Annotated in this window: 13 protein-coding genes; 11 read left to right on the top strand and 2 right to left on the bottom strand. The window is 64.9% G+C overall.

The window, feature by feature from the left end; all coding sequences use genetic code 11:
- Window positions 1–4 precede the first annotated feature (4 nt).
- The 8 genes from CDOO_RS02590 to CDOO_RS02625 all read left to right on the top strand — a co-directional run bounded on the left by CDOO_RS02590 (window position 5) and on the right by CDOO_RS02625 (window position 15,453).
- The gene (locus tag CDOO_RS02590; protein ID WP_020384557.1) at window positions 5–2,578 is read left to right on the top strand and encodes a vWA domain-containing protein; all 2,574 of its coding nucleotides are present in this window, start codon (window positions 5–7) and stop codon (window positions 2,576–2,578) included.
- Between the two features lie 115 nt (window positions 2,579–2,693).
- Window positions 2,694–6,368 (top strand): tubulin-like doman-containing protein, encoded by a 3,675-nt coding sequence (locus CDOO_RS02595; RefSeq protein WP_081610318.1) that lies wholly within the window; start codon window positions 2,694–2,696, stop codon window positions 6,366–6,368.
- Window positions 6,365–9,124 (top strand): hypothetical protein, encoded by a 2,760-nt coding sequence (locus CDOO_RS02600; RefSeq protein ID WP_020384556.1) that lies wholly within the window; start codon window positions 6,365–6,367, stop codon window positions 9,122–9,124. The genes CDOO_RS02595 and CDOO_RS02600 overlap by 4 nt, the downstream gene beginning before the upstream one ends.
- A 21-nt stretch (window positions 9,125–9,145) precedes the next feature.
- Window positions 9,146–11,287: a SaeA-related protein gene (locus CDOO_RS02605; protein WP_018021311.1), complete on the top strand. Its 2,142-nt coding sequence runs from the start codon at window positions 9,146–9,148 to the stop codon at window positions 11,285–11,287.
- Window positions 11,288–11,297: 10 nt separating this feature from the next.
- The gene (locus tag CDOO_RS02610) at window positions 11,298–12,878 is read left to right on the top strand and encodes a GAP1-N2 domain-containing protein (protein WP_020384555.1); all 1,581 of its coding nucleotides are present in this window, start codon (window positions 11,298–11,300) and stop codon (window positions 12,876–12,878) included.
- 12 nt (window positions 12,879–12,890) lie between these two features.
- Window positions 12,891–13,889: a hypothetical protein gene (locus CDOO_RS02615; protein ID WP_018021310.1), complete on the top strand. Its 999-nt coding sequence runs from the start codon at window positions 12,891–12,893 to the stop codon at window positions 13,887–13,889.
- Window positions 13,886–14,968, top strand: coding sequence for a TRAFAC clade GTPase domain-containing protein (locus CDOO_RS02620; RefSeq protein ID WP_018021309.1), 1,083 nt, complete (start codon window positions 13,886–13,888; stop codon window positions 14,966–14,968). The genes CDOO_RS02615 and CDOO_RS02620 overlap by 4 nt, the downstream gene beginning before the upstream one ends.
- Window positions 14,969–15,078: 110 nt before the next feature.
- Window positions 15,079–15,453 (top strand): hypothetical protein, encoded by a 375-nt coding sequence (locus CDOO_RS02625; RefSeq protein ID WP_018021308.1) that lies wholly within the window; start codon window positions 15,079–15,081, stop codon window positions 15,451–15,453.
- A gap of 81 nt (window positions 15,454–15,534) precedes the next feature.
- Here the strand turns inward: CDOO_RS02625 and CDOO_RS02630 are convergent, their stop codons facing one another.
- Both CDOO_RS02630 and CDOO_RS14250 read right to left on the bottom strand, forming a co-directional pair.
- Entirely contained in the window at window positions 15,535–16,974 is a 1,440-nt protein-coding gene (locus CDOO_RS02630) for a hypothetical protein (RefSeq protein WP_018021307.1), read from the bottom strand.
- A 111-nt stretch (window positions 16,975–17,085) separates the two neighbouring features.
- Window positions 17,086–17,226, bottom strand: a complete 141-nt coding sequence (locus tag CDOO_RS14250; protein ID WP_018021306.1) for a DUF2853 family protein — start codon at window positions 17,224–17,226, stop codon at window positions 17,086–17,088.
- A 506-nt stretch (window positions 17,227–17,732) separates the two neighbouring features.
- On the opposite strand from CDOO_RS14250, the gene rpsL reads away from it, so the two are divergent.
- The 3 genes from rpsL to fusA all read left to right on the top strand — a co-directional run bounded on the left by rpsL (window position 17,733) and on the right by fusA (window position 20,942).
- Entirely contained in the window at window positions 17,733–18,104 is a 372-nt protein-coding gene (gene rpsL, locus CDOO_RS02640; RefSeq protein WP_018021305.1) for a 30S ribosomal protein S12, read from the top strand.
- A 6-nt stretch (window positions 18,105–18,110) separates the two neighbouring features.
- Complete coding sequence (rpsG, locus tag CDOO_RS02645) at window positions 18,111–18,578, top strand: 30S ribosomal protein S7 (protein ID WP_018021304.1); 468 nt, start codon at window positions 18,111–18,113, stop codon at window positions 18,576–18,578.
- A 237-nt stretch (window positions 18,579–18,815) separates the two neighbouring features.
- On the top strand, window positions 18,816–20,942 hold the full coding sequence (fusA, locus tag CDOO_RS02650) for an elongation factor G (RefSeq protein WP_026159269.1): 2,127 nt from the start codon (window positions 18,816–18,818) through the stop codon (window positions 20,940–20,942).
- Window positions 20,943–21,131: the final 189 nt, after the last annotated feature.

Genomic DNA, 21,131 nt, shown 5'->3' on the forward strand with positions numbered 1-21,131 from the left:
CTCCATGACCTTCACACGCCAGCCGGGCAAGAAACTGTTCGCCGCAGTGGGTGCGCTGCTCGTCCTCGGAACCGGCTCCGCGTTCGGGGTACCCCAGGCGCAGGCACAACTGCCCGCCCCGCCTCCGTCCGAGAACAACGCCCTCAATGACTTCGCCGGCTGCATGGCGGGTGAAAAGACCGCCGATGTGCTGCTCGTCCTGGACCAGTCCGGGTCCCTGAAAGAATCCGACCCTGATGGGCTGAGGGTCGGTGCGGCGCAGGATTTCGTTGGCGAACTGGCCCGCTATGGCGAGAATGCCGGGGTGGATATCCGGGTGCGCACCGCCGGGTTCGGCACCTCGTACTACGGCGATGAAGCCGGGTACGGTTCCTGGCAGTCTCTCGCCGACGGGGCAGCCGGCGTCAACGCAGAGCTGGAGAAGTTCCGCGGCCGCACCGACGACGAGTACACCGAGTACCCGGATGCCCTCCGTGGCTCACTCGCGACGATGCAGACCAACGATTCCCCGTGCAAGGCCGTCATGCTGTTCTCCGACGGTGAGATGACCATGGAATCCGGCGACATTGAGGGCGCCGCGGCCCAGCTGTGCAGCGCCAGCGGCGAGGTTGCCCAGTTGCGCGCCGCGGGAGTCCAGATTTTCACCATCGGCCTGGACGCTCGTGGGGACCAGGACATGTCCCGGCTCAAGGGGATCGCCGACTCGCCCGACTGTGGTGCGCCCGCCCCGCCCAACGGCCAGTTCTTCCTGGGTAACAGCCCGGCCAGCCTCCTGGCGGCGTTCCGGTCGGCCGTTCCCAACCCGGGAGGAACCGGCCAGAACAACATTTCCGTCCGAGACGCGTTCCCGTTCTTCCTGGACAACTCCGTCACCCCGGTTTCTCTCTCCGCGCAGCCCGAGGACACCGTTGAAGGCCTGACTCCACTGCTCACCCCTCCTGGTGGAGAGCCGGTCGACGTCGTTTCCGGCGAGCAGACCATCGGCGGCGCGCGAGTCAACGCGACCTTCAACGAGACGGTGCCCGGCGCTGTGGACATTGAGATGGAGCGCGCCGAGGAATGGGCCGGAGAATGGCGTTTCGGTTACCGCGCTGAGACCAACCCCGACGCCAGCTACCGCGCTCAGCTCTCCATCCGTCCGGGCATGAACATCCACGTGGACAGCGGCGCCGGCGAGCAGGAGGGGGCACTCCGTGCGATCAACACGCAGCCCCTGCGTGTGTCGCTTGTCGATCAGGCTGGCGTGCCCGTCACTCTCGACGGGCAGGCAACGCTGTCCGCGTTCTACCGGACACCGGCAGGGGAGATCCCCCTGGGCGAAAACATCCCCGTCGGGCATGGGGAACCCGTGGATCTGGACCTGAGCCAGGTCACTGAGCCGACCTCGGGCACGCTGCTGGCTCTGGTCAACATCACCACGGCCGGCCCCGAGGGAGCTCCGGGAACCCCGCTCAATCCCGTGGTCTACGAGCGTGGCCTCTCCGTGACCCTGGAGAACCTCCCGCAGCCGCCGAACGCGATCAACCTGGGGGCGATCTCCGAGGAGGCGGTCTCGGTGGATGCGCCGGCGGAGGGCCCCGGGCTTCTCTGGATTGAGAGCGGCACGTGGGAGGGCGCCAATCTTCCGGAGGGAACGACGGCGACCGTCAGTTCCCCGGCAGACTCGCAGGAGAACGCGATCGTGCTCCAGCGTGGTGAGACCGGCAGCCTGCCCCTCGAGTTCACCCTTTCAGACCTGGCGGACGGCCCCATTTCGGGCGAGCTCACCGTCCATTTCGCGGAACTCGACGGATCCAACCCGTCGTCGACCACGGTTCCCGTGACCGGTGCCATGAGCGCGCCTGTCGACGTCGCCACCTTCACCGCAGCGCTGGTCGCCGTGCTGCTGCTGGCGCTGGCCATCCCCCTGGGAATTCTCTACCTGATGAAGTACCTGTCCGGGCGAATTCCCATCTCGCCCAAGGTGGCGGGAGTGCGTGTGCCGGTCGGGCTGCAGGGCACCTCCCTGGTGAACAAGTCCACAGACAAGGAATTCACCCTCAGCCGCGAGGACCTGGTCCAGTACGGAACGGCGGCGATGAACCCCCGGCGGATGAACGTGGCCGGGCATGAGATCAGGGTGAAACACGGAATCAACCCGTTCGCCCCGTCCGCGGTGATCGTGGAGAATCCGGTCTCTGTCGCGGGATCGGGCAATCAGTCGGGCACCAAGGCGAAACTTCCGCTGGCGATCCAGAACCAGTGGTTTGTGACGATGAATCCCCAGAATGCCGAGGATGTCACCATCGTGGCCATGCCCGATGTGATGTCGCAGTCTGCGCGACTGGACGAGATGGTGGCAGACATTCGTCGATACGCTCCCGAACGTATTTCGCAGCTCCAGTCGCAGCTCCAGTCGCAGCGGGGCGAAGTCGGGGGAGAGGGCGCGGAAAGCGTTGCCCCCGCGCCGGCAGCGGCAACGCCGACCGACAGCCCGTTCGGCGCACCCGCAGGCGACAGTCCTTTTGGAGGCCCCGACGCCGGCAACTCCCCGTTCGGCGGCACCGGGGGAAACAGCCCGTTCGGCGGCCCCCGTTGATGGGGGAAGTGCGCGACGTGGTCCGAAGTGGAGATAAATCCCCGCAGCAATTGCGGGGGGTCAGAACAGGCCTGAAGATGAATGAAGTCACGCACACAGAAAAGGACAAGCAAAAATGAGCAAATTCCTCGTCGTAGGTTGTGGAGGATCGGGCTCCGCGACCCAGGCTTACATGCTCGATCAGCTGCGAGCGCACCAGAAGAAGGTCACCGGGTCCGAGAGCCTGCCGCAGGAGTGGCAGTTCGTCGCCATCGATGTTCCGGTTTCGCCCGAGTCCGGGCCGGACGGCTTGCCCAACGTCCGCGAATCGAACGGTGCCTACGTCTCCACCGGCCAGAAGCAGACGTACGCGTCCTTTGATCGTGGGCTGTCGCAGACGCTCGGGTCGAGCAACAACAAGGCCCTCGGCGAAATTGCCACCTGGGCCAGTCGAACCCCCTCGGCTGAGCAGACGCCTATCGATAAGGGCGCTGGGCAGTACCGTGGCATTGGCCGAATCCTCACCATCCAGAACCTGGGCAAGATCCGTTCGGAGCTGGAGAACGCGGTCAACCGGATCAACGACGCCCACGGCGACGAGTCCGCCCCGCTCGTCTTTGTCATCTCCTCCATGGCGGGCGGCGCGGGTGCCTCCATGTTCCTCGACGTCTGCCGCCTGCTCACCACCATCAACGGCATTTCCCCGGCGAACATCGCGGCGTTCATGTTCACCCCTGAGGTTTTCGAATCCCTGTCGCCGGACTCCCGCGTGGGACAGTGGCCCAACTCGCTGGCGATGTTCGGCGAGGCCGTCGCTGCTCAGTTCGGTTCGGATCCCGACCACGACCGGCGTCTCTACCAGGCCATGGGCATCAACGAGGGTGTTCAGGACGTGTCCGTCGGACGCCTCATCCCGATCGGTGCGCGCATGGGCGCCAACGGCGCGAAGTTCGGTGAGGGAACCCCGAAGGCCATCTACCGCGGTATCGGCAAGGCACTGTCCTCCCTCATGACCTCCAAGTCGGCCCTTGAATCCTTCGAGCGTTTCACCATGGGCAACCGCGGCGGCAAGAGCCCGGACCGAAGCGTGCATGGCTGGGGCGATCCGCAGAACCCGGCGGACGACAACATCCCGTGGGGTTCCATGGGATACGCGCAGCTTTCGCTCGGCCGCGACCGGTACGCCGAATACGCGGCGCAGCGGCTGGCGAAGCAGGCCTTCGACCGCCTGCTCGAGGGCCATCTGGACAAGGCCAAACCGCACCAGAACGCGGCGGAGCAGATGGAAGTGCTCATCACCGACAACCACGGCTACTTCATCGGTGACATCGGGCTGCCCATGACGATGGCCGAGAACAATGACGAGCACAAGTACGCCGCCTGGTTCCAGGACAAGTTCCGCGCCTACTTCGAGGACTCGGTGCAGCAGATGCGTGCCTCGCTCCGGGGCTCCCTGCGCCCGGGCGACGGGGAGCCGCTGGGCCAGTGGCGCAGCGAGATCGAAAACGCGCTGGCTGACCCGCGACTGTCCTGGACGATGAATGACATCGTCGGCTCCGGCCCGATCACCCCGGAACAACAGAGCAGCGGCCGAGGAATCAGCTACCGGGCCGCCCACAGGTTCGCCGACGACTTCGCCAACTCGCTCATCGCCGAGCTGGAGAAACAGCTGGGCAAGTATGGAATCCCCTATGTTGAGGCGCTGGTGGAGAAGCTGCGTCTTGCCTTCAGCGACCGGTTCCTGCCGGTGCTGGAGTACTACCACAACGAGGGGCTGAACTCGGACCCGATGTGGAAGCCGGCCCGAGTCCACGAGCTGCTCCAGCCGCTCAACGGCCGCGGCAAGGTCTCCGGTTCGCAGCAGATCATCTCCGTCATCGAAGAGGCGTATGTCCCGCAGTTCTCCGTCTACTTCCGGTCGGCGCTGGCAGGCCAGCTGCGTGCCGTCCTGTCGGACTTCGACAAGGACGTCCTGGCTCCGCTGCTGCGTGAGCTGACCGCCGTCCACCGCGACCTGACGCGCGCGGCGGAGACCGCGCCGTCGAAGACCAAACTCTCCGATGTCACTACCAACGAACCCACCGCGTGGCCGCGCGAGCGTGAGGACGTGCCCGCACGCTTCCGGGGCTCCGACAACGAGGTTGTGGTCTCGCGGATCGAGGACTTCAAGAACCACTACGAGCAGCAGCTTGTCGCGACCCAGCACTCGTTCGAGAGGAGCGTCACGGATCTGGAGGGGGCCGCTTCCTCCGCCGTGCGCGAGATCATCCTCGGCGTCTGGCAGACCCAGGGCGCCGAGAAGGCACCGAGGGACACCCTGGCCCGGCAGATGGACGAGAATCAGCTGGTGGGCAACCGCGTCGGGTGGGTGAGCAGCCGCCTGGTCGTCGACCCGTCCGGCAACGCCGAGCGCCGCAGCGTGGGTCAGGCGAGGTTCGACATCAAGGTCCGCCCCGACGACCTCCTGCGACGTGCCCGCTCCTGGGTTGCTCGCCCGGGCCTGGCGTTCCAGCAGTTCATCGATGTGGACCTGCGCTCGTACATCACCGAGGGTGGCCCGGACTACCATGACCGCCTCAAGCGACTGGCGGATGCGTTCACCATCGCCACGGCCAACGCCCGTCCGCTGGCCGCGGTGAACCCGCAGGTCATCGGCGCGGCGTACAACGGCGACGCGTCCGTCGATTACCGCCTCAGCTTCTCGGAGATCCCCTTCCTCGGTCTGTCGGATGTGCTTGACGAGCTCAAGTCCGTGCTCATCAGGGACAACAGCCTGGACAAGAACACCACGTTGGAGAACTTCTCCAGCAGCTCGACTCTGACGGATTCGGACAGCCTCGAGCGCATTGAGGTGTTCGGCGCGTACCCCAACTACTCGCCGATCGTGTTCAGCTCTCTGCTTCCGGAGATCGCCGACTACTGGGCGTCTCTTCCGGGTGACAAGGGCACCTTCTGGAACCTGCGCAGGGCCAGGCCGCTGGCCTCCGCCCTCCCGGTGACCACGGAGGAACGCCAGGCGTATGTGGCCGGTTGGCTGATCGGCACGGTCATCGGCCGCATCTTCATCGAGAACAAGGGCACGCCGCAGGCGCGCGCGCTGATCTACAGCGACCGGGAGAGGCAGTGGATTCCCTTCCCGAAGCAGCTGCTCACCCCGCCGTTGGAGTTCAAGGCCAGCTACGACTGGATGCCCGCGGTCATCGAGTCCGTGCTGCTCGCGTATGCGAACGTCCACAACACCGCCGGCGGCATCGCGTCCTCGCTCCGGCCCTATCAGGCCCTGCGTGGACTGTGGAACGACGGGCAGTCCGGGCCGACGAAGGGTGAGATCAATCATTCGGTGGTCCCGCTGATGGCCAACTGGCTTCGCGACGGCTGGCAGCCGGAGGCACACGGTTTACCGGCAGCCCCCGACACGCCCGAGGAGCGCTACGAGCTGCTCAAGAGCAATTTCCAGAAGCACCTGACCCTGGCTCGCGACTTCGTTCCCTCGGACTCCCGGGGTTATGTGCCGGGAAGCAGTGGCCAGGAGAAACCGTTCGCCGACGTGACCAACCGCGAGCACGCTTCCATGATGCCGCTCTACCGCGACATCGCCCCGGACGTGGTCAAGATGGTGCCCGAGCTGCTCAACAAACTCGACGAGGCACTGGAGATGTCCAAGCGCCTGGCAGACACCGGGTACGGTTCCGGTTCCCTCCCGGGGGTTCCCCAGTTCGGGGCGGTGGACCAGTCCGCACCGCAATCGCCGCCCACCATCAACCTCTCCGGCTTCGGCGGCTCCAACAATGGAAGCGGTGACCTGATTTGAGCTCGAACGTACTAACCCTGGTCGTGGGCAACGGCCCGGATGCCCGGCAGGTCCGCAGCGCGCTGGTGGACTACACCGCGCTGGGAATGATTGACCGGTTCCTCTGGGCCGATGTCTCGGATTCCTTCGTGATCGACGACGCCAGGATCGAGAACATCGAGTTCACCCGCACGGCCGGGTTGAATATCACCCGCGGCCAGATGTCGGACCTGTTCCTGCATGACGAGGGCAAGAAGATCCTGCTGGTGATCCTGGACATGGCTGGTGACAGCCGTTATCGCGACGACGTGCTCCGGGATCTCAGCCACGAGGTGGGCCAGCGCCTGCGCACCACCAGCGAGGTTGTTCACCTCTTCGTCCCCAACGAGTCCAGCTCGACGCCGCTGCAGTACGGTGATTTCCAGACCCTGATCCTCTCGCCCGAGGACGCCGCTACACCGCTGAGTCCCGGCGCTGCGGTGAACTACCCCGCCGCCCAGCACACGGCATCGACCCTGGCCAGCGCAACCGGCCTGTGGGGAACGTCCACGGAGTCCCCGTTCTATGACGCGATGAGCAGCCGCCAGATGACGGGCAACCGCGGGTACGGCCGCCTCCTGCGCAGCTTTCACCATTACCGCGACGCATCAAAGGCCGAGTCCGAGCTTTACCGCCAGGTGTTTGACATCGAGACCAGGCTCCCGCACCCGGTCCTCGAGGGCGAACGTCGCGTGTTGGACATCGGCGACGATGACGCCGCGACCACGCGTTACGCCGATGCGATCATGGAGCGTTACGGAAACGAATTTGTTTCTTCGCGGCGGCCGCTCGAGGGAACTGTTTCCCGCCACGTCGGTTTCTTCGAGACCGTCAAACGCTTCTTTGTGTTCTTCTTTACCAATGTCTTCGGCACCCCCCGTCAGCTTCTCAACGAGGCTGCGGTGGCGGGTCGGCGATCCCTCGCGGGTGCTGCCCAGAAGATGTTGTTCGGCGAAGACAGCCACATCGAGGTGATGCTCGGTGGGCAGTCGGGCAAGGAGACCCACTCGATCCGTCAGATTGCGCAGGCCGCGGAGCAGGTCAACCGCGAGGTCTACGGTGAGAGCCTCAATATGGCGCAGCAGCAGCGACTTTCGCTGTTCTGGCAGGCGTACAGCGGTGCGGCAATGACGCTTGTCGACGGCGGTCGTCACGGGGTCGCCTCTGACGAGGTTGCCGGACCGCACATCGATAACACTCCCGCAATCGTGTCGTCGACGAAACGTTCCGTCCCGTCTGATGACGCCGCCTTCGACAGCGAGAACCGCAGGCTGAGGGAGCTGGTCGGTCGAAACATGAGCGAGTCCCGGATCCAGGCGTGGGATGCCAGCGGTGCCGAGGACTACTACCGCAACATTGAACGCGCCTCCAGGAACACGACGAACAAGCAGATCCATGAGCTGAAGGACCGGTTCATGAGTTGGGCCGAGGATTCACAGACGACCTTCGGATGGAAGGTCGGCCAGCGCGTCAAGTACAAACTCAATGAAGCGCAGGAGAAGTTGACTGCCATCCGGAACGACGCCCACCGGGTCGAGGACGAGCTGGGGGCATTGCCGGACACCGAGGCTCAGCGCCGCGCCATGGTGGCAAAGATGCGGGTGCTGATGGGCCTCTGGTTCGTCCTCATGCTGGTACTGGTCTACCTGTGGGCGGCGTTCGCTAACCCGGATCGTTACTGGTCCGTGGTGCAGTGGGACTTCTTCACCTGGCAGCGCACCCTGTTCGTGGGGATCGTCATCTCAGTGGTGATCCTGATCTGGCAGATGGTCATCTTCGCGCGTGCGCATCGTGTGATCTATGAAGTGGGGGAGAAGCGACGGGTCCTCACGGCCAACCTGGGGATTCTGGTGAAGGATGTCCAGGCCGCTTCGAATGAGGTGCAGCAGTGTGCCGTGGCTTACCAGCAGTTCAGCGCATGGTCGAGGATTCTGGGTAGAGCGCTCGCACACCCCTTCGGCAAAGTCGCGCTGGACGACGCCACGAGCAGGCATCCCGAGGAAGGGCTGCCGCGCAACACCGTGGTCACCGTCATGGACTTCCCCGCCGACCAGCTCGCCACGCAGGCGGATGCGATGCGGAGGGGCATCTTCGGCCGGGGATGGGCGGGTCAGGCCCTGGAGAGGCACCTCGAGCGGGGCATGGAGGTCGCGCAGGCGAAGCAGGTCGGCCCCGATGAGTTCCACAAACTCTATGGGCAGCCGGGCGAGAACTCGCAGCTGGCCGAGATCTCTCGGGCGTGCCTTGACGGCACGGAATTCGATAATTTTGATCACGCGGACCAGCTGTGGGACGACAACCTCGCGGCGCTCCGCACCACCGGCGACATCATTGACCGGGGTAGCTCCGTCGGCGATCTGCGCTCGGCGATGCAACGCATCGATGCTGGTTCCACCGGGTCCCAGTCCTTCTCCACCCGCGCGCTCACGCCGCAGGGCACGAATGCCGGGGCAGGCGACGTCGACGACGAAGTCCGGTACGCGGAGGAAAACCGCTCCGAAGAGTCACTGTCCGAGGCCTTCACCGTAGTCGAGTACGGGCGCAGCGTGAGCATCACCGGCTTCGGTACCGATGCTGCGCAGGGCGGCTACAACGAGCCGACGGGCATCTCTCTGCCCACCTTCGGCCAGCCCGCCCGGCCGGAGACACCTGCGCCGCAGGGCACATTCAACCCGTTCAGCCCGGCGACCGAGAATCCGCAGACGCAGCCGCCAGCCGGCTTCGACGGCTTGATCTAGAATGACAAGGAAAACGACTACATGGTCACCGTTGAACAACGGGAGCAGATCGCTCAGGTGCCCCGGGATGTCCTTCGCTCCATCATGGGGCTCACCCACCTCACGTACGACTCGGTGGACGCCCTACTTCCGGAGGATCTGCGCTACCTGGCACAACCCATTCTCGATCTGCTTCTCGAGGACGAATCGCTGTTGACTGCTGAGCCTGAATCAGAGCCGACACCTGAACCGACCCCCCGGGAGGAAGCCGCCCCCGAACCGGAGCAGGCCCCCGCATCGAAGTCGAACTTGGGGGAGCGGTTCAAGCTCGCTGCCACTGTTGCGGCGAAAAGACGGTTCAATCCGGACCAGGTCTTCGAACTCGACCCCAGCCTGCTTTCCCCGTACCAGTGGGGAGCGGACGAAGCCGAAGCCCCCGGCGTGGAGTACCAGTTCCTGAACCTCGCCGGGACAGACACCGACCAGGCGCCGCGTGTCGAGCTGGCCTGGAGCAGGTACTCGGATGACCCGGTGGTGTTCTACCGGATCGTGGCCACCACGAACATCGGTGCCACCCCGAACCCGGAGATCAACGAGCAGCTGGCGTTCACGGAGGGGGTGTACTTCGAGGACCCGGTCCCGTCGAACGAGGCATTCCGCGAGTATCAGGTGTGGGTGTACCGGGGTGCGGACGATGCCTCAGCGCTGGTCTCTCAGCCGGAGCTGGTCGGGCGCGTGCTGGTGATCTTCCCTGTGCGCGGGATCAAACTGACGGCGGGCGAGGGAGTGATTGCGGGAACATGGACCGCCCTGCCGGGTCATCACCACATGCGGGTGTTTGTGTCCGATGTCAAGGCAAACGCGCGTCCCGACAGCTCGGAGTTCCAGCTGCGCGAGGATTTTGTCCAGCCGATGCGCTTCGAATACATCACGCCCGAGCGGGGAGTGACCAAGCGGGTTGTGCTGCAGCCGGAGATCAAACACCCGGATGGCACGGTTCTTGTCGGCCAGATTTCGCCCGTGCACACGGTCGACATCAAGGGAGAACTGGCGCAGGTGGAGTTCAACGACGTCTACCGCGTCGAGACCGAGAACGGGCCGATGGTCGCGTTCTCCGTCTACGGTCCGCCGGTCGGTGACTTCCACGTGTACCTCACGCAGACCAGGCCCAGCCCTGATCTGACGGTGGACGATATTCCAGCTGAGGCCCTGTCGCAGGAGGGGATGGACGACGGAGGAAACATTTCTCATCCCTTCGGCGTCATCGGCCACAACGAGGAACTCGCGCAGAAGGTCTACTGGCCCCAGGACTGGGACGAGGTGTTTGTCACCCCAGTTGTCAAGCTGGGCAACTACGCCCGGGTGGGGCCCTCGGTGGCCATGCAGCACGTGGACACCATCGACGACGCGGAGATCCGCGAGTTTGTCGGATACCAGCTGGTCACATTCGGTTGGCCACGCGGCGCGAGCCTGGTCAGGGTGCAGCGGCAGCCTCAAGGCTCCACCGCTGAGGACCGGGAGATCGTCCGGGAGTTCACCGAGGAGGAGTACCGGGAACAGGGCGGGGTGAAACTTTTCCTCGACAACGGCGGCGAAGATGTCGTGCTTACTCCGCAGAAGTACTACGAAAACAAGCCCACCCGGGCGGAGGAGACCATCGTCTCCTATCCGGGTCTGTGGAAGTTTCTCTACTCCATGTGCATCGAGGTTCCGACAGCTACACAGGCGGGTGGGATCAGCCTGCGCATCTGGAGCGACGGCCGGGAGATCATGAACCCGCCCAACTTCTCTGTGGTCTTCAACCCCACCAGGAAACCGCTGGCGGGCACGGCACTGTCCCATGGCGACCGGACCATCGGTGCAGCCCTGGGAGGGCCGGCGTTCGACGCGCCCGCGGGCACCGTGCTCATTGCCAACGGTGACATCGGCAGCAGTGAAGAGACGGCTCAGCGGTGGTTCATCCCCGTGGAGCAGATCCCCGGGCAGGGTTTTCTCCGCGTTCTGCTGGTCATGGACGAGGACCCGTACGGGGACCAGATCCGTCAGATCATCACCGATGAGTGCACGAACGGTGGGATCCTCCGGCAGCACCAGATCGACTGGATGAGACGCAGCCCGCAGGTCGAACCGCAGCAACCAGACAACTCAGGCACCAGGCGCCGTGGCTTCTTCGGCAGAGGGTAGGAAGGCAGCCATGACGGATTCAGGGTCCGCCAGATGCTCGGGGTTTTTCACGTACGCCGCCTTCGCCGCGGCGGATGGTCAGCCTGCGGGTTGGCGGGTGGGGCAGCTCGACGGGATCTCCCGGGAGGATGCGCAGCAGCTGCTGGGCCAGATACCCAGCTACCTGGCCGGTGAGGCACCGGTGCCGCGTTATGCGGGGGAGGAGGAGCTCAAACAGCTCGTCCACCGTGCGGTGTGGCGTCGAAGTCCGGTTGACCAGGAGACGATGCTGTTCATTCATTCGACCCCGGCGGGCACCGATGCCTCGGGGCGTCCCTCCAATGTCTTCACCTCGGTGTACGTGTTCGGCGAGGGGGCTCAGATCGACTGCCACCCGGTGGCACTGGTGAATTCGCCCTCGCTGCTCAGGCCCTTCAACAAGGAGGTCAACCACAGGCGGATCGAGTCACGGGAGCTGGCGGTTGATCCCTCTGTGACCCCGCGGCTGGCCCTGGAGCACCTCATCGCGGAGACCAGGCGCAGCCTGGATCACGTCCGCAGTATCGCCGCCACGGTCCTGGACACGATTCAGACGCAGGCACCCAGGGTGGTCCTGGCGGATGATCCGAAAAACGCCTGGGCGTGGCTCACGCTGATCACGTCGGCGCTCGACGAAGGGACCGCCCGGAACGTGCAGTTCTCCACGTACGAGCGCGCACACACCATTGACGGGGAAGGGCCCCCGAAGTACGGCATCTGGGTGATTCCCCGCGACGACGCGGCCAAGGTGGCCGAGAATTTCAGCAACGTCGATGTCATTGATGTTCTTTCGGGTGTCACCCGGGGAAGTCTGCAGGAGCAGCGCCCCTCCCTCGTGGTGGAGACCGGGCAGGAGATCCCCGTCACCGAGCTGTCGGAGCTCTTTGTCTCGGAAGTCACCTCACCGAGCGCAGCAGAGACCCTGGCCACCAGTCCGAGGATCTCCGAGCGGGTGACGCCCCCGACGGCGCAGCAGCCGGCCGTGGCCCAGGAGTCCCAGCCCGGTCCGCCCGTGGCGGAACCGAGGAAGAATCCTTTCGATAAATCCGCGGAGGGTGGGACGGTCGTCGAAAAGCGTCCCTTTAAGCAGAGCCTACCGCCGCGGGTGCGCACGCAGGCGGCGGAGATCCGGGAGATTAGCCCCGAGCGCATCGCCTACCTGCATGCTCTCCTGGATCGGCACCGCTCGCGGTCCATGTGGGTTCGAGAGTCGGAAGAGCGCGGGTGGCCGGGGCTCATCGAGGTTCTGCTGGCCACGACCGACAATCGGGGAGAGCTCAGGCGGCTGCAGGTCCGGGCGTTCGGATACGCCGTGGTGGCCCTTGTGCAGGCACCGGACAGGTGGGTCGAGGTGGGTTGGCTCCCCTGGTGGCGGCTGGAGGACGACTTCGAACTGCGCGCCGGAGCCAAGGGCCTGGCGCAACAGGAGATGTGGGAGGTTCCGGTCAGGAACTTCAACGAGGCCTTCGAGATGCTGCGGCAGCAGCCGCTGCAACGGGCGCTGCGGGACCTGCTGGAATCCCTGGGCACCCAGCCGAGACAGCCCGACTACCCACGACCGACTATTCGTTAAGGAGATACCACGATGCCGATCATCACTCTCACCGAGAACGCCTCTGAGACCGTCGAGGCGCATTCCCCCATCCACATCGAGGCAGCTCCCGCGCCGGGTTACTCGACCAATGTCCGCCTCGAACTGCAGGGCGACGCCCGGGCAAACGACGCCGGCGCCTCCGCAGTCCGCCTGTTGACCGGGACCGGGCTCATCAAGATCGTAGTCAAGCCGCTTCGAGGAGACGAATTCGGGCCCGAGACCACGGTCAGGGTGTCCGCGGTGCGAGGCCGCCCGGGCACCCCGCAGGCGACGGGGGTCGAGTTTGAACCCGTGACGCTGGACGGGCGCTCCGACACGGTGATCGGGACCCTTTCCTATGAGGGGGACAGGCTCGTCATCGAGTCCGTCTCCGGCACCGGCCGCGGGGAAACCCCGTTTGATGGAGCCGCCGCGACCCTGCGGGCCGGTCTGCGGGCGAACCTCGGGCGTCGGAACCTCACTGGCGTCGTCACCCCCGGCACTCCCACCGTCCTGGCTCTGGACTCCAGCGCCTCCCTCTCTTCACTGGCTACCGAAGAAGACATGTCCCTGGCCGCCGACATCCTCATCGGCATCGCCGGAGCCCTCAACCCCGACGCTCCATTCGAGGTGAGCACGGAAAATTCCTCCCGCCCTGACCTGATTGACAGCCGGGAGGACCTGAAGGCCGCGGCCCTGCGCGCGCTCACTGCGGGGGCTCACCGGGTTGGCTCGGGGGTTCGTCGAGAAGCGGGAGTCCCTGGACGGCCCTCCTTCGCCATCAGCGACGAAGAACCCTACGGCGTGGAACCCCACGGATTGACCATCGTCATCGGAAAGGGTGCGCGGGAAGGTTCGCGATCGGCGACGGACACCCCTGGCGTGCTGCGTGTCACCGAAGAGCTGGCCCAGGAGATCCGGGAGAACTCGCCGAGGCTGGATGAGGTCTACTCCCACATCGTCGAATCGTGTGCCGGAGACGCCCGCACCGGGGAAGGAATCTACCGATGAACCAGCCCATGGACGACAGTCCCGGATTGACGCGAGATCCCTACACCTTCCAGCCCATGGACCCGACAGTCACGATGTCGCCGTCGGCGAACCGGGAACTGCCCGACGGCTGGCCTGGCTCGCTGACGGTCTGCGTGGCGCTCGCGGGCGCCCGTGCGTCGGGAAAAAGCCTGTACGTCGCCGTGCTGGTGAAGCTGCTCCGCCAGCTGGCGGACGAGCACGGCGTGGTGATGAAACCCGCGAACCGGCAGACGAAGGACAGCTACGCCGTCAATTACGAAAACCCGTTCTTTGAGGAGATGGGCCTACTCTCCTCGACACCGCCGGTTTCATCTGCCGAGGCGTACCAGCGCGACCCGCTCATCTACGACCTGGGCTTCCACGTCATCAACGGGGGCGAGCAGCGAAAAGTGTTCCTCGTGCTCCGCGATGTGGCGGGCGAGGACCTGGAATCACTGCCCGAGGATCAGTCCGTGCTGGACTTCTTCCAGTGGGCCCACGAGGTGATCTACCTCTTCGATCCGCTCAAGGTCAGCGAGATCCGGCTGCTGCTGGAGGGCACCGTGTCCGCGGAATCCCTCGGCGCCGATGCCACCGACGTGCTCAACAACCTTCTGCAGGTGATCCGGCCGGGCGCGCTCGCGCAGGAAGGGCGGCCGAGGCCGCGCCTCGCGGTGGCCCTGTCCAAGTTCGACACCCTGCGCAGCCTGGCCAACAGCGCCAACGAGGGGTGGGCGGAGATCATGGGAAACCGCGGGGCGGCCTTCAACAGGCAGCTCGAACCGTCTTACTGGGGATCTGACCCCGAGCTGCTCAACGAGGAGATCCGGTCAATGCTCCTGCGCCTGGACGCCCGGACTCTACTCAACACCGTCCGCCAGGAAGCCGAGATCTACGGCATGGATGTCAGGTACTTCGTGAACTCCTCGCTGGGCAGCCAGCCCCAGGGTTCGCGGTTGGATCGCACCGGCATCGCGCCCTTCCGGGTGCTGGATCCGGTGCTGTGGCTTCTCTACGACGCAGGCATCTTCTGGCCGACGACCGAGAACCATCAGCAGCGAGGGGAGCAGTGGCTGTGACCGGCGGAAACAACAGCCCCTTCGGGTCACCGTCGAGCCCCTTCGGCGGCGGGTCGCAGCCAGCCCACCACTCGGCGCCACCGAGCGGCTCAACCGGAGTGGGAGCGCCCGTGTCTTCTGCCGGGCCCTCGAACCGGGGGCTCGAGGTCTCTATCTTCCGCGCCCCGTGGCCACTCCTGGGGGCGGCGCTGACGGCGATCATCACCAGCGTGTTCATGGTCTTCTACGTCACGGACCGGTGGTTGAACGCGCCGTATTTCGAGAACGTCGAATTCCTGATTCTCGCCTTCGGCGTCCTCGCCCCCGTCACCGGGGCGATCCTTTCTCTGCGCACCTACCCGGCCGGGCGGATCGTGCTCACGGTGTGGGCAGTGCTCTCGCTGATCCTGCTGCTTCACTCGACCCTGTGGCCCGTGCCGATCATCGCCGCGATGGGAGCCGTGCTCGCGTGGCTCCCCGCGAGCCGACGGTGGACCGACTACTGAGAACTGGCCGGCTCGGTCGGATGCTTGTCGACGTCACCCTGCCGGGCCAGACCGGTGCGCTGAACCGATAGGCCGCGCGGGCTAGAGCTGATAACGGACCCGAGCGCGCTCGAAACCATCGGGCTGGCCCGCGGCGTTGTACAACGCGAGCGCCTGCCGGTGATTCCGGGAAACTGCTTCCAGGTCGCTCTCCTGCTTCTGGATTGTCCACCTTTCGTGATGGATCCGGGAGAGAACCGCATAGAGGTCTCCCAGCAGAATCTGCTCCTGAGCATCGCTCGACTGTGCAATCTGGCCGGCTTCGATCGGCGGGGCGAGCTCAGCCAGTGCCTCGTCGAGTATCCCGGCGGTGAGGAACAGCAGTGACAGGACCGCCGCGGGGCGCGCTTGATCGGGGAAGACGGGGAGCCCGGCGGCCTGGGTCTTGGCGGAGCTGGCCATCTCAAACGCGGCCGACTTTTCTTCGTTGCTCTGGGCCGCGTTGCGCAAAAGCAGTGCCATGCGCGATAGTGCCGACACGATGGACGACGAGTCGTCGAGGCGCGTAGCAAGTTCGTATTCGAGGCCGGCGAGGTAGCGCGCCATCAGGGGGAAGTGGCCGTTTCCCTCGAGGAGGATCTGCGCGGCCTGCACGGTGGCGAGCGCATCGTCGGGCGGGGTGTCGTTGAGGATCTCCGACACAGAACGTCGCGCCTTTTCGCTGGGGTACTCGTTGGGGTGCTCCAGCAGAGATTTCATCGCCGCGTTCAGCGGAGCGGGCTTGTCATCGACGGTGGCTTCGGTGGCATCGGTCGCTGGGGCTTCCGGGGCAGTGTTGAAGCGCTGATTGAATCGCTCGACGTTGTTCTGCCCGAGCTCACCGCTGCTGTACTCGTCGATCTTCTCCTGAAGGGCGTTGATCGCCTGGGCGCCCTTGCTCACGGTGGCCCGGAAGGCGGACCCCATCTGGTCATTCGTGTTTGACCGAGACTCCGCGGGCGTCTCAGCACGTGCCGGGGTAGAAGTGCTGTCCTCCGGGCGCGACGTGTAGAAGGGGAAATCGGTCGCCCGAGAGGCCAGGTCGTTGCGATGGTTGTCGTCCGTACTGTCGGAGTACTCCGACCACACGGAACTACGACCCTGGGAGCGCAGAGCACTGTGCGCGGCCGAGAAATCCAGCGCGGCCCCGGTGAAATCTCCGCGGCGATGACGCGCCGCCGCCATGATGAGGTGGTCCTCGGCGCGGTTCGTGTCCGCCCCAGAGACGAACGCGGCCTCCGTGGCCAGCTCGAGCCACCGGAGTCCCTCGGACGGGTCCGCACTGGTGTGCAGCAGGGCCCGGCCCTTCAGCTGGGCGGCGTGAGCGGTCAGCTCGAGGTCACGGATCTCCTGGGGGAGAGTGGGACTGCCCAGACCCGCGGGGAACACCTGGGAGAGTACGGAGGAGCTGATCTCAAGAGGATCGCCGCCGGAGGGAGGGGTCAGGCCGGCCGAGGATGCGAGGAAACGCAGCGTGCCTGCGGATTCCGAGAGGGGCTTCATTCCGGGAAATATACCAGGCAAAACGCGGTCTCACCCGGGTGGTGCGGGGGTTTCTCCCCGGCGGAACGAGGCGACCGGGAGATGTGGGTTGGGGCGGGCGACGGCCGTCGATTAGCGTCGCCCGGCACCCCATCCGCGGAATACGCCGAGCTTGTTGAACTTCTCCGCGAGAAGGTAGTAGACGACGAGGCGGGGATTCGATGAGCCGTCCTTCATCGACGTGAGGACTTCCTTGATCGCCTTGTCCCGCACCTCGTCGGAATCCGTGAGGCCCAGCTTCTTCTTGAGGAAGTTCTCCTAGACCGTCACCAGCTCGGCGGGGTCGGATGCAGAGACAGTGGCGGCATCGCATCGACCACCTCCGGGTCAGCGTGGGGCACATACTTGGTGACGCTGTCGTGGGCAGTACTCATGGCTCGTCCTATTCTGTGGATTCCACGGACCACTGTCCGGGCCGGAATGGAGCAATATTAAGTCCACGCGCGCGGAGCGGGGAGCGCAAAAGGCTGGGAGGTTGCCGGTATCTGGGTGGGAACTCGGCGACGGCGACGCCGCAGGTGATTTGGTGTGCACCGTGCGCGGCAGCTAGACTCGACGGTAGTCCCACATCGTTATTGGTGGGAATCCCGCACCTTCGCAAGATGGTGTTGTGGCGTCAACCGGATGGGCCCTGGAAAAGAGCCCCGTTATTTTTGTGTCTGCAGGACAATCCGCTGATTCCCGCCAGTAAGAACATTCGTCAATCAAGAAGGAGAAGCATGCCGACTATCCAGCAGCTGGTCCGCAAGGGTCGCCACGACAAGAGGTCCCTTGACTCGACCGCGGCCCTGAAGGGCTCCCCGCAGCGTCGTGGCGTCTGCACCCGCGTGTACACCACCACCCCGAAGAAGCCGAACTCCGCGCTCCGTAAGGTCGCCCGTGTTCGTCTGACCTCCGGCATCGAGGTTTCCGCCTACATTCCGGGCGAGGGCCACAACCTGCAGGAGCACTCCATGGTGCTCGTTCGCGGTGGTCGTGTGAAGGACCTTCCGGGTGTCCGTTACAAGATCGTCCGTGGCGCACTCGACACCCAGGGTGTCAAGGACCGCAAGCAGGCTCGTTCGCGTTACGGCGCGAAGAAGGGACAGTAATAACCAATGCGTAAGAATGCTGCACCAAAGCGTCCCGTAGTCAAGGACCCAGTCTACCAGTCTGAGCTGGTCACCCAGCTCGTCAACAAGATCCTCCTGGACGGCAAGAAGTCCACCGCCGAGCGCATCGTCTACGGCGCGCTGGAGAAGTGCCGCGAGAAGACCGGCACCGAACCGGTCGGCACCCTGGAGAAGGCTCTGGGCAACATCCGCCCCGACCTCGAGGTCCGCTCCCGCCGTGTCGGTGGCGCCACCTACCAGGTGCCCATCGAGGTTCGCCCCGAGCGTTCCAACACCCTCGCACTGCGTTGGCTGGTGACCTTCACCCGTCAGCGTCGTGAGAACTCCATGATGGACCGCCTCGCCAACGAGATCCTCGATGCCTCCAACGGCCTCGGCGCATCCGTGAAGCGTCGCGAGGACACCCACAAGATGGCAGAGGCCAACCGCGCCTTCGCCCACTACCGCTGGTAGTTCCTCACAGATGTGAACCTCGCAGGCCCGACCTGAGCAGCAGCGTCGCCCACCCGGGCGACCAGGTTCACAGGTCGGGCCCTTTGCGCGTATCGACGGCACCTTCCACGTAGCTGGAAAATCCGAGTGCTGCCGTGAGACGCATTTAGTGGCAGAATTGAACAGAAATGTCCGTAGACGGTGTTCGTCGAGAAGCATTCGCGACACCGGCAACAACAAACAAGTTGGGGTAACACAGTGGCACAAGAAGTGCTTAAGGACCTGAAAAAGGTTCGCAACATCGGCATCATGGCCCACATCGATGCCGGTAAGACGACGACCACCGAGCGCATCCTGTTCTACACGGGTATCAACCGCAAGGTCGGCGAGACCCACGACGGCGCCTCCACCACCGACTGGATGGAGCAGGAGCAGGAGCGTGGCATCACCATCACCTCCGCCGCCGTCACCTGTTTCTGGGAGGGCAACCAGATCAACATCATCGACACCCCGGGTCACGTGGACTTCACGGTCGAGGTCGAGCGCTCCCTTCGCGTGCTCGACGGCGCCGTCGCCGTCTTCGACGGCAAGGAGGGCGTTGAGCCCCAGTCCGAGCAGGTGTGGCGTCAGGCCGCCAAGTACGACGTCCCCCGTATCTGCTTCGTCAACAAGATGGACAAGCTCGGCGCGGACTTCTACTTCACCGTCGGCACCATCGAGGACCGCCTCGGTGCCCGCCCCCTCGTCATGCAGCTGCCCATCGGCGCTGAGGATGACTTCGACGGCGTCGTCGATCTCGTCCAGATGAAGGCCTACGTCTGGCCGGGCAAGGTCGACGTCGGAGCCGAGCCGCAGATCCAGGAGATCCCCGCCGAGCTCCAGGAGAAGGCTGCCGAGTACCGCGAGAAGCTGCTCGAGGCCGTCGCCGAGTCCGACGAGTCCCTCATGGAGAAGTTCTTCGGTGGCGAGGAGCTGTCCATCGAGGAGATCAAGACCGCCGTGCGCAAGATGACGGTCAACTCCGAGATCTACCCCGTCTTCTGTGGTACCGCGTACCGCAACAAGGGTGTCCAGCCGCTGCTCGACGCCGTGGTCGATTACCTCCCGACCCCGCTCGACGTGGGCGAGGTGCACGGCACCGCAGTCGGCAGCGAGGACGAGGACCTGGTCCGCAAGCCCTCCGTCGACGAGCCCTTCTCCGCCCTGGCGTTCAAGATCGCCGTTCACCCGTTCTTCGGCAAGCTGATCTACGTGCGTGTCTATTCGGGCCGTTGCGAGCCGGGCCAGCAGGTCCAGAACTCGACCAAGGGCAAGAAGGAGCGCATCGGCAAGCTGTTCCAGATGCACGCCAACAAGGAGAACCCGGTCGAAGAGGCCGTGGCCGGCAACATTTACGCCTTCATCGGTCTGAAGGACACCTCCACCGGTGACACCCTGTGTGACCCGGCCAACCCGATCATCCTGGAGTCCATGGACTTCCCGGATCCGGTTATCCAGGTGGCCATCGAGCCGAAGACGAAGTCCGACCAGGAGAAGCTGGGTACCGCTATCCAGAAGCTCTCCGAAGAGGACCCGACCTTCACCGTCCGCCTGGACGAGGAGTCCGGCCAGACCGTCATCGGCGGCATGGGTGAGCTCCACCTCGACGTCCTGGTCGACCGCATGCGTCGCGAGTACAAGGTCGAGGCGAACATCGGTAACCCGCAGGTCGCCTACCGCGAGACCATCCGCAAGGCTGTGGAGAGCGTCAGCTACACCCACAAGAAGCAGACCGGTGGTTCCGGCCAGTTCGCAAAGGTCATCATCTCCATCGAGCCCTACGCACCGACCCCGGAGGAGCTGGAAGAGGGCGAGAACGCGAACTACAAGTTCGTCAATGCCGTCTCCGGCGGCCGTATCCCGCGCGAGTACATCCCGTCCGTGGATGCCGGTATGCAGGATGCGATGCAGTACGGCTACCTCGCCGGCTACCCGCTGGTGAACATCAAGGCCACCCTCGAGGACGGCGCGTACCACGACGTCGACTCCTCGGAGATGGCGTTCAAGCTCGCCGGTTCGCAGGCGCTCAAGGAGGCCCTGAGCAAGGCCAAGCCGGTCCTGCTCGAGCCGCTCATGGCCGTCGAGGTGACCACCCCGGAGGAGTACATGGGCGACGTCATCGGCGACATCAACTCCCGCCGTGGCCAGATGTCCTCCATGGACGACCGCGCCGGCGCCAAGGTCGTCAAGGCCAAGGTCCCGCTGTCCGAGATGTTTGGCTACATCGGTGACCTGCGCTCGCGCACTGCCGGCCGCGCGAACTTCACGATGATCTTCGACTCCTACGCCGAGGTTCCCACCAACGTGTCGCAGACGATCATCGACGAGCGCAACGGCAACGCCTAAGCGTCAGCCGCTGACGCTCGCGGGGTAGGAGCCCTTCTCCACGCGGGCGTGACCGAGTGCCCGGTCACGCCCGCTGGGGTTCCGAACCGCACAGCAGTACTCCTTCACCGGGGTAGCGGCCTGCTGAACATCACCCCGAGTTCCGGTGATGCTGAGCTGGCCGTTACCCTGTGAGGAAGGTCCGCGATT

It is taken from the genome of Corynebacterium doosanense CAU 212 = DSM 45436 (assembly GCF_000767055.1).
GTDB lineage: Bacteria > Actinomycetota > Actinomycetes > Mycobacteriales > Mycobacteriaceae > Corynebacterium > Corynebacterium doosanense.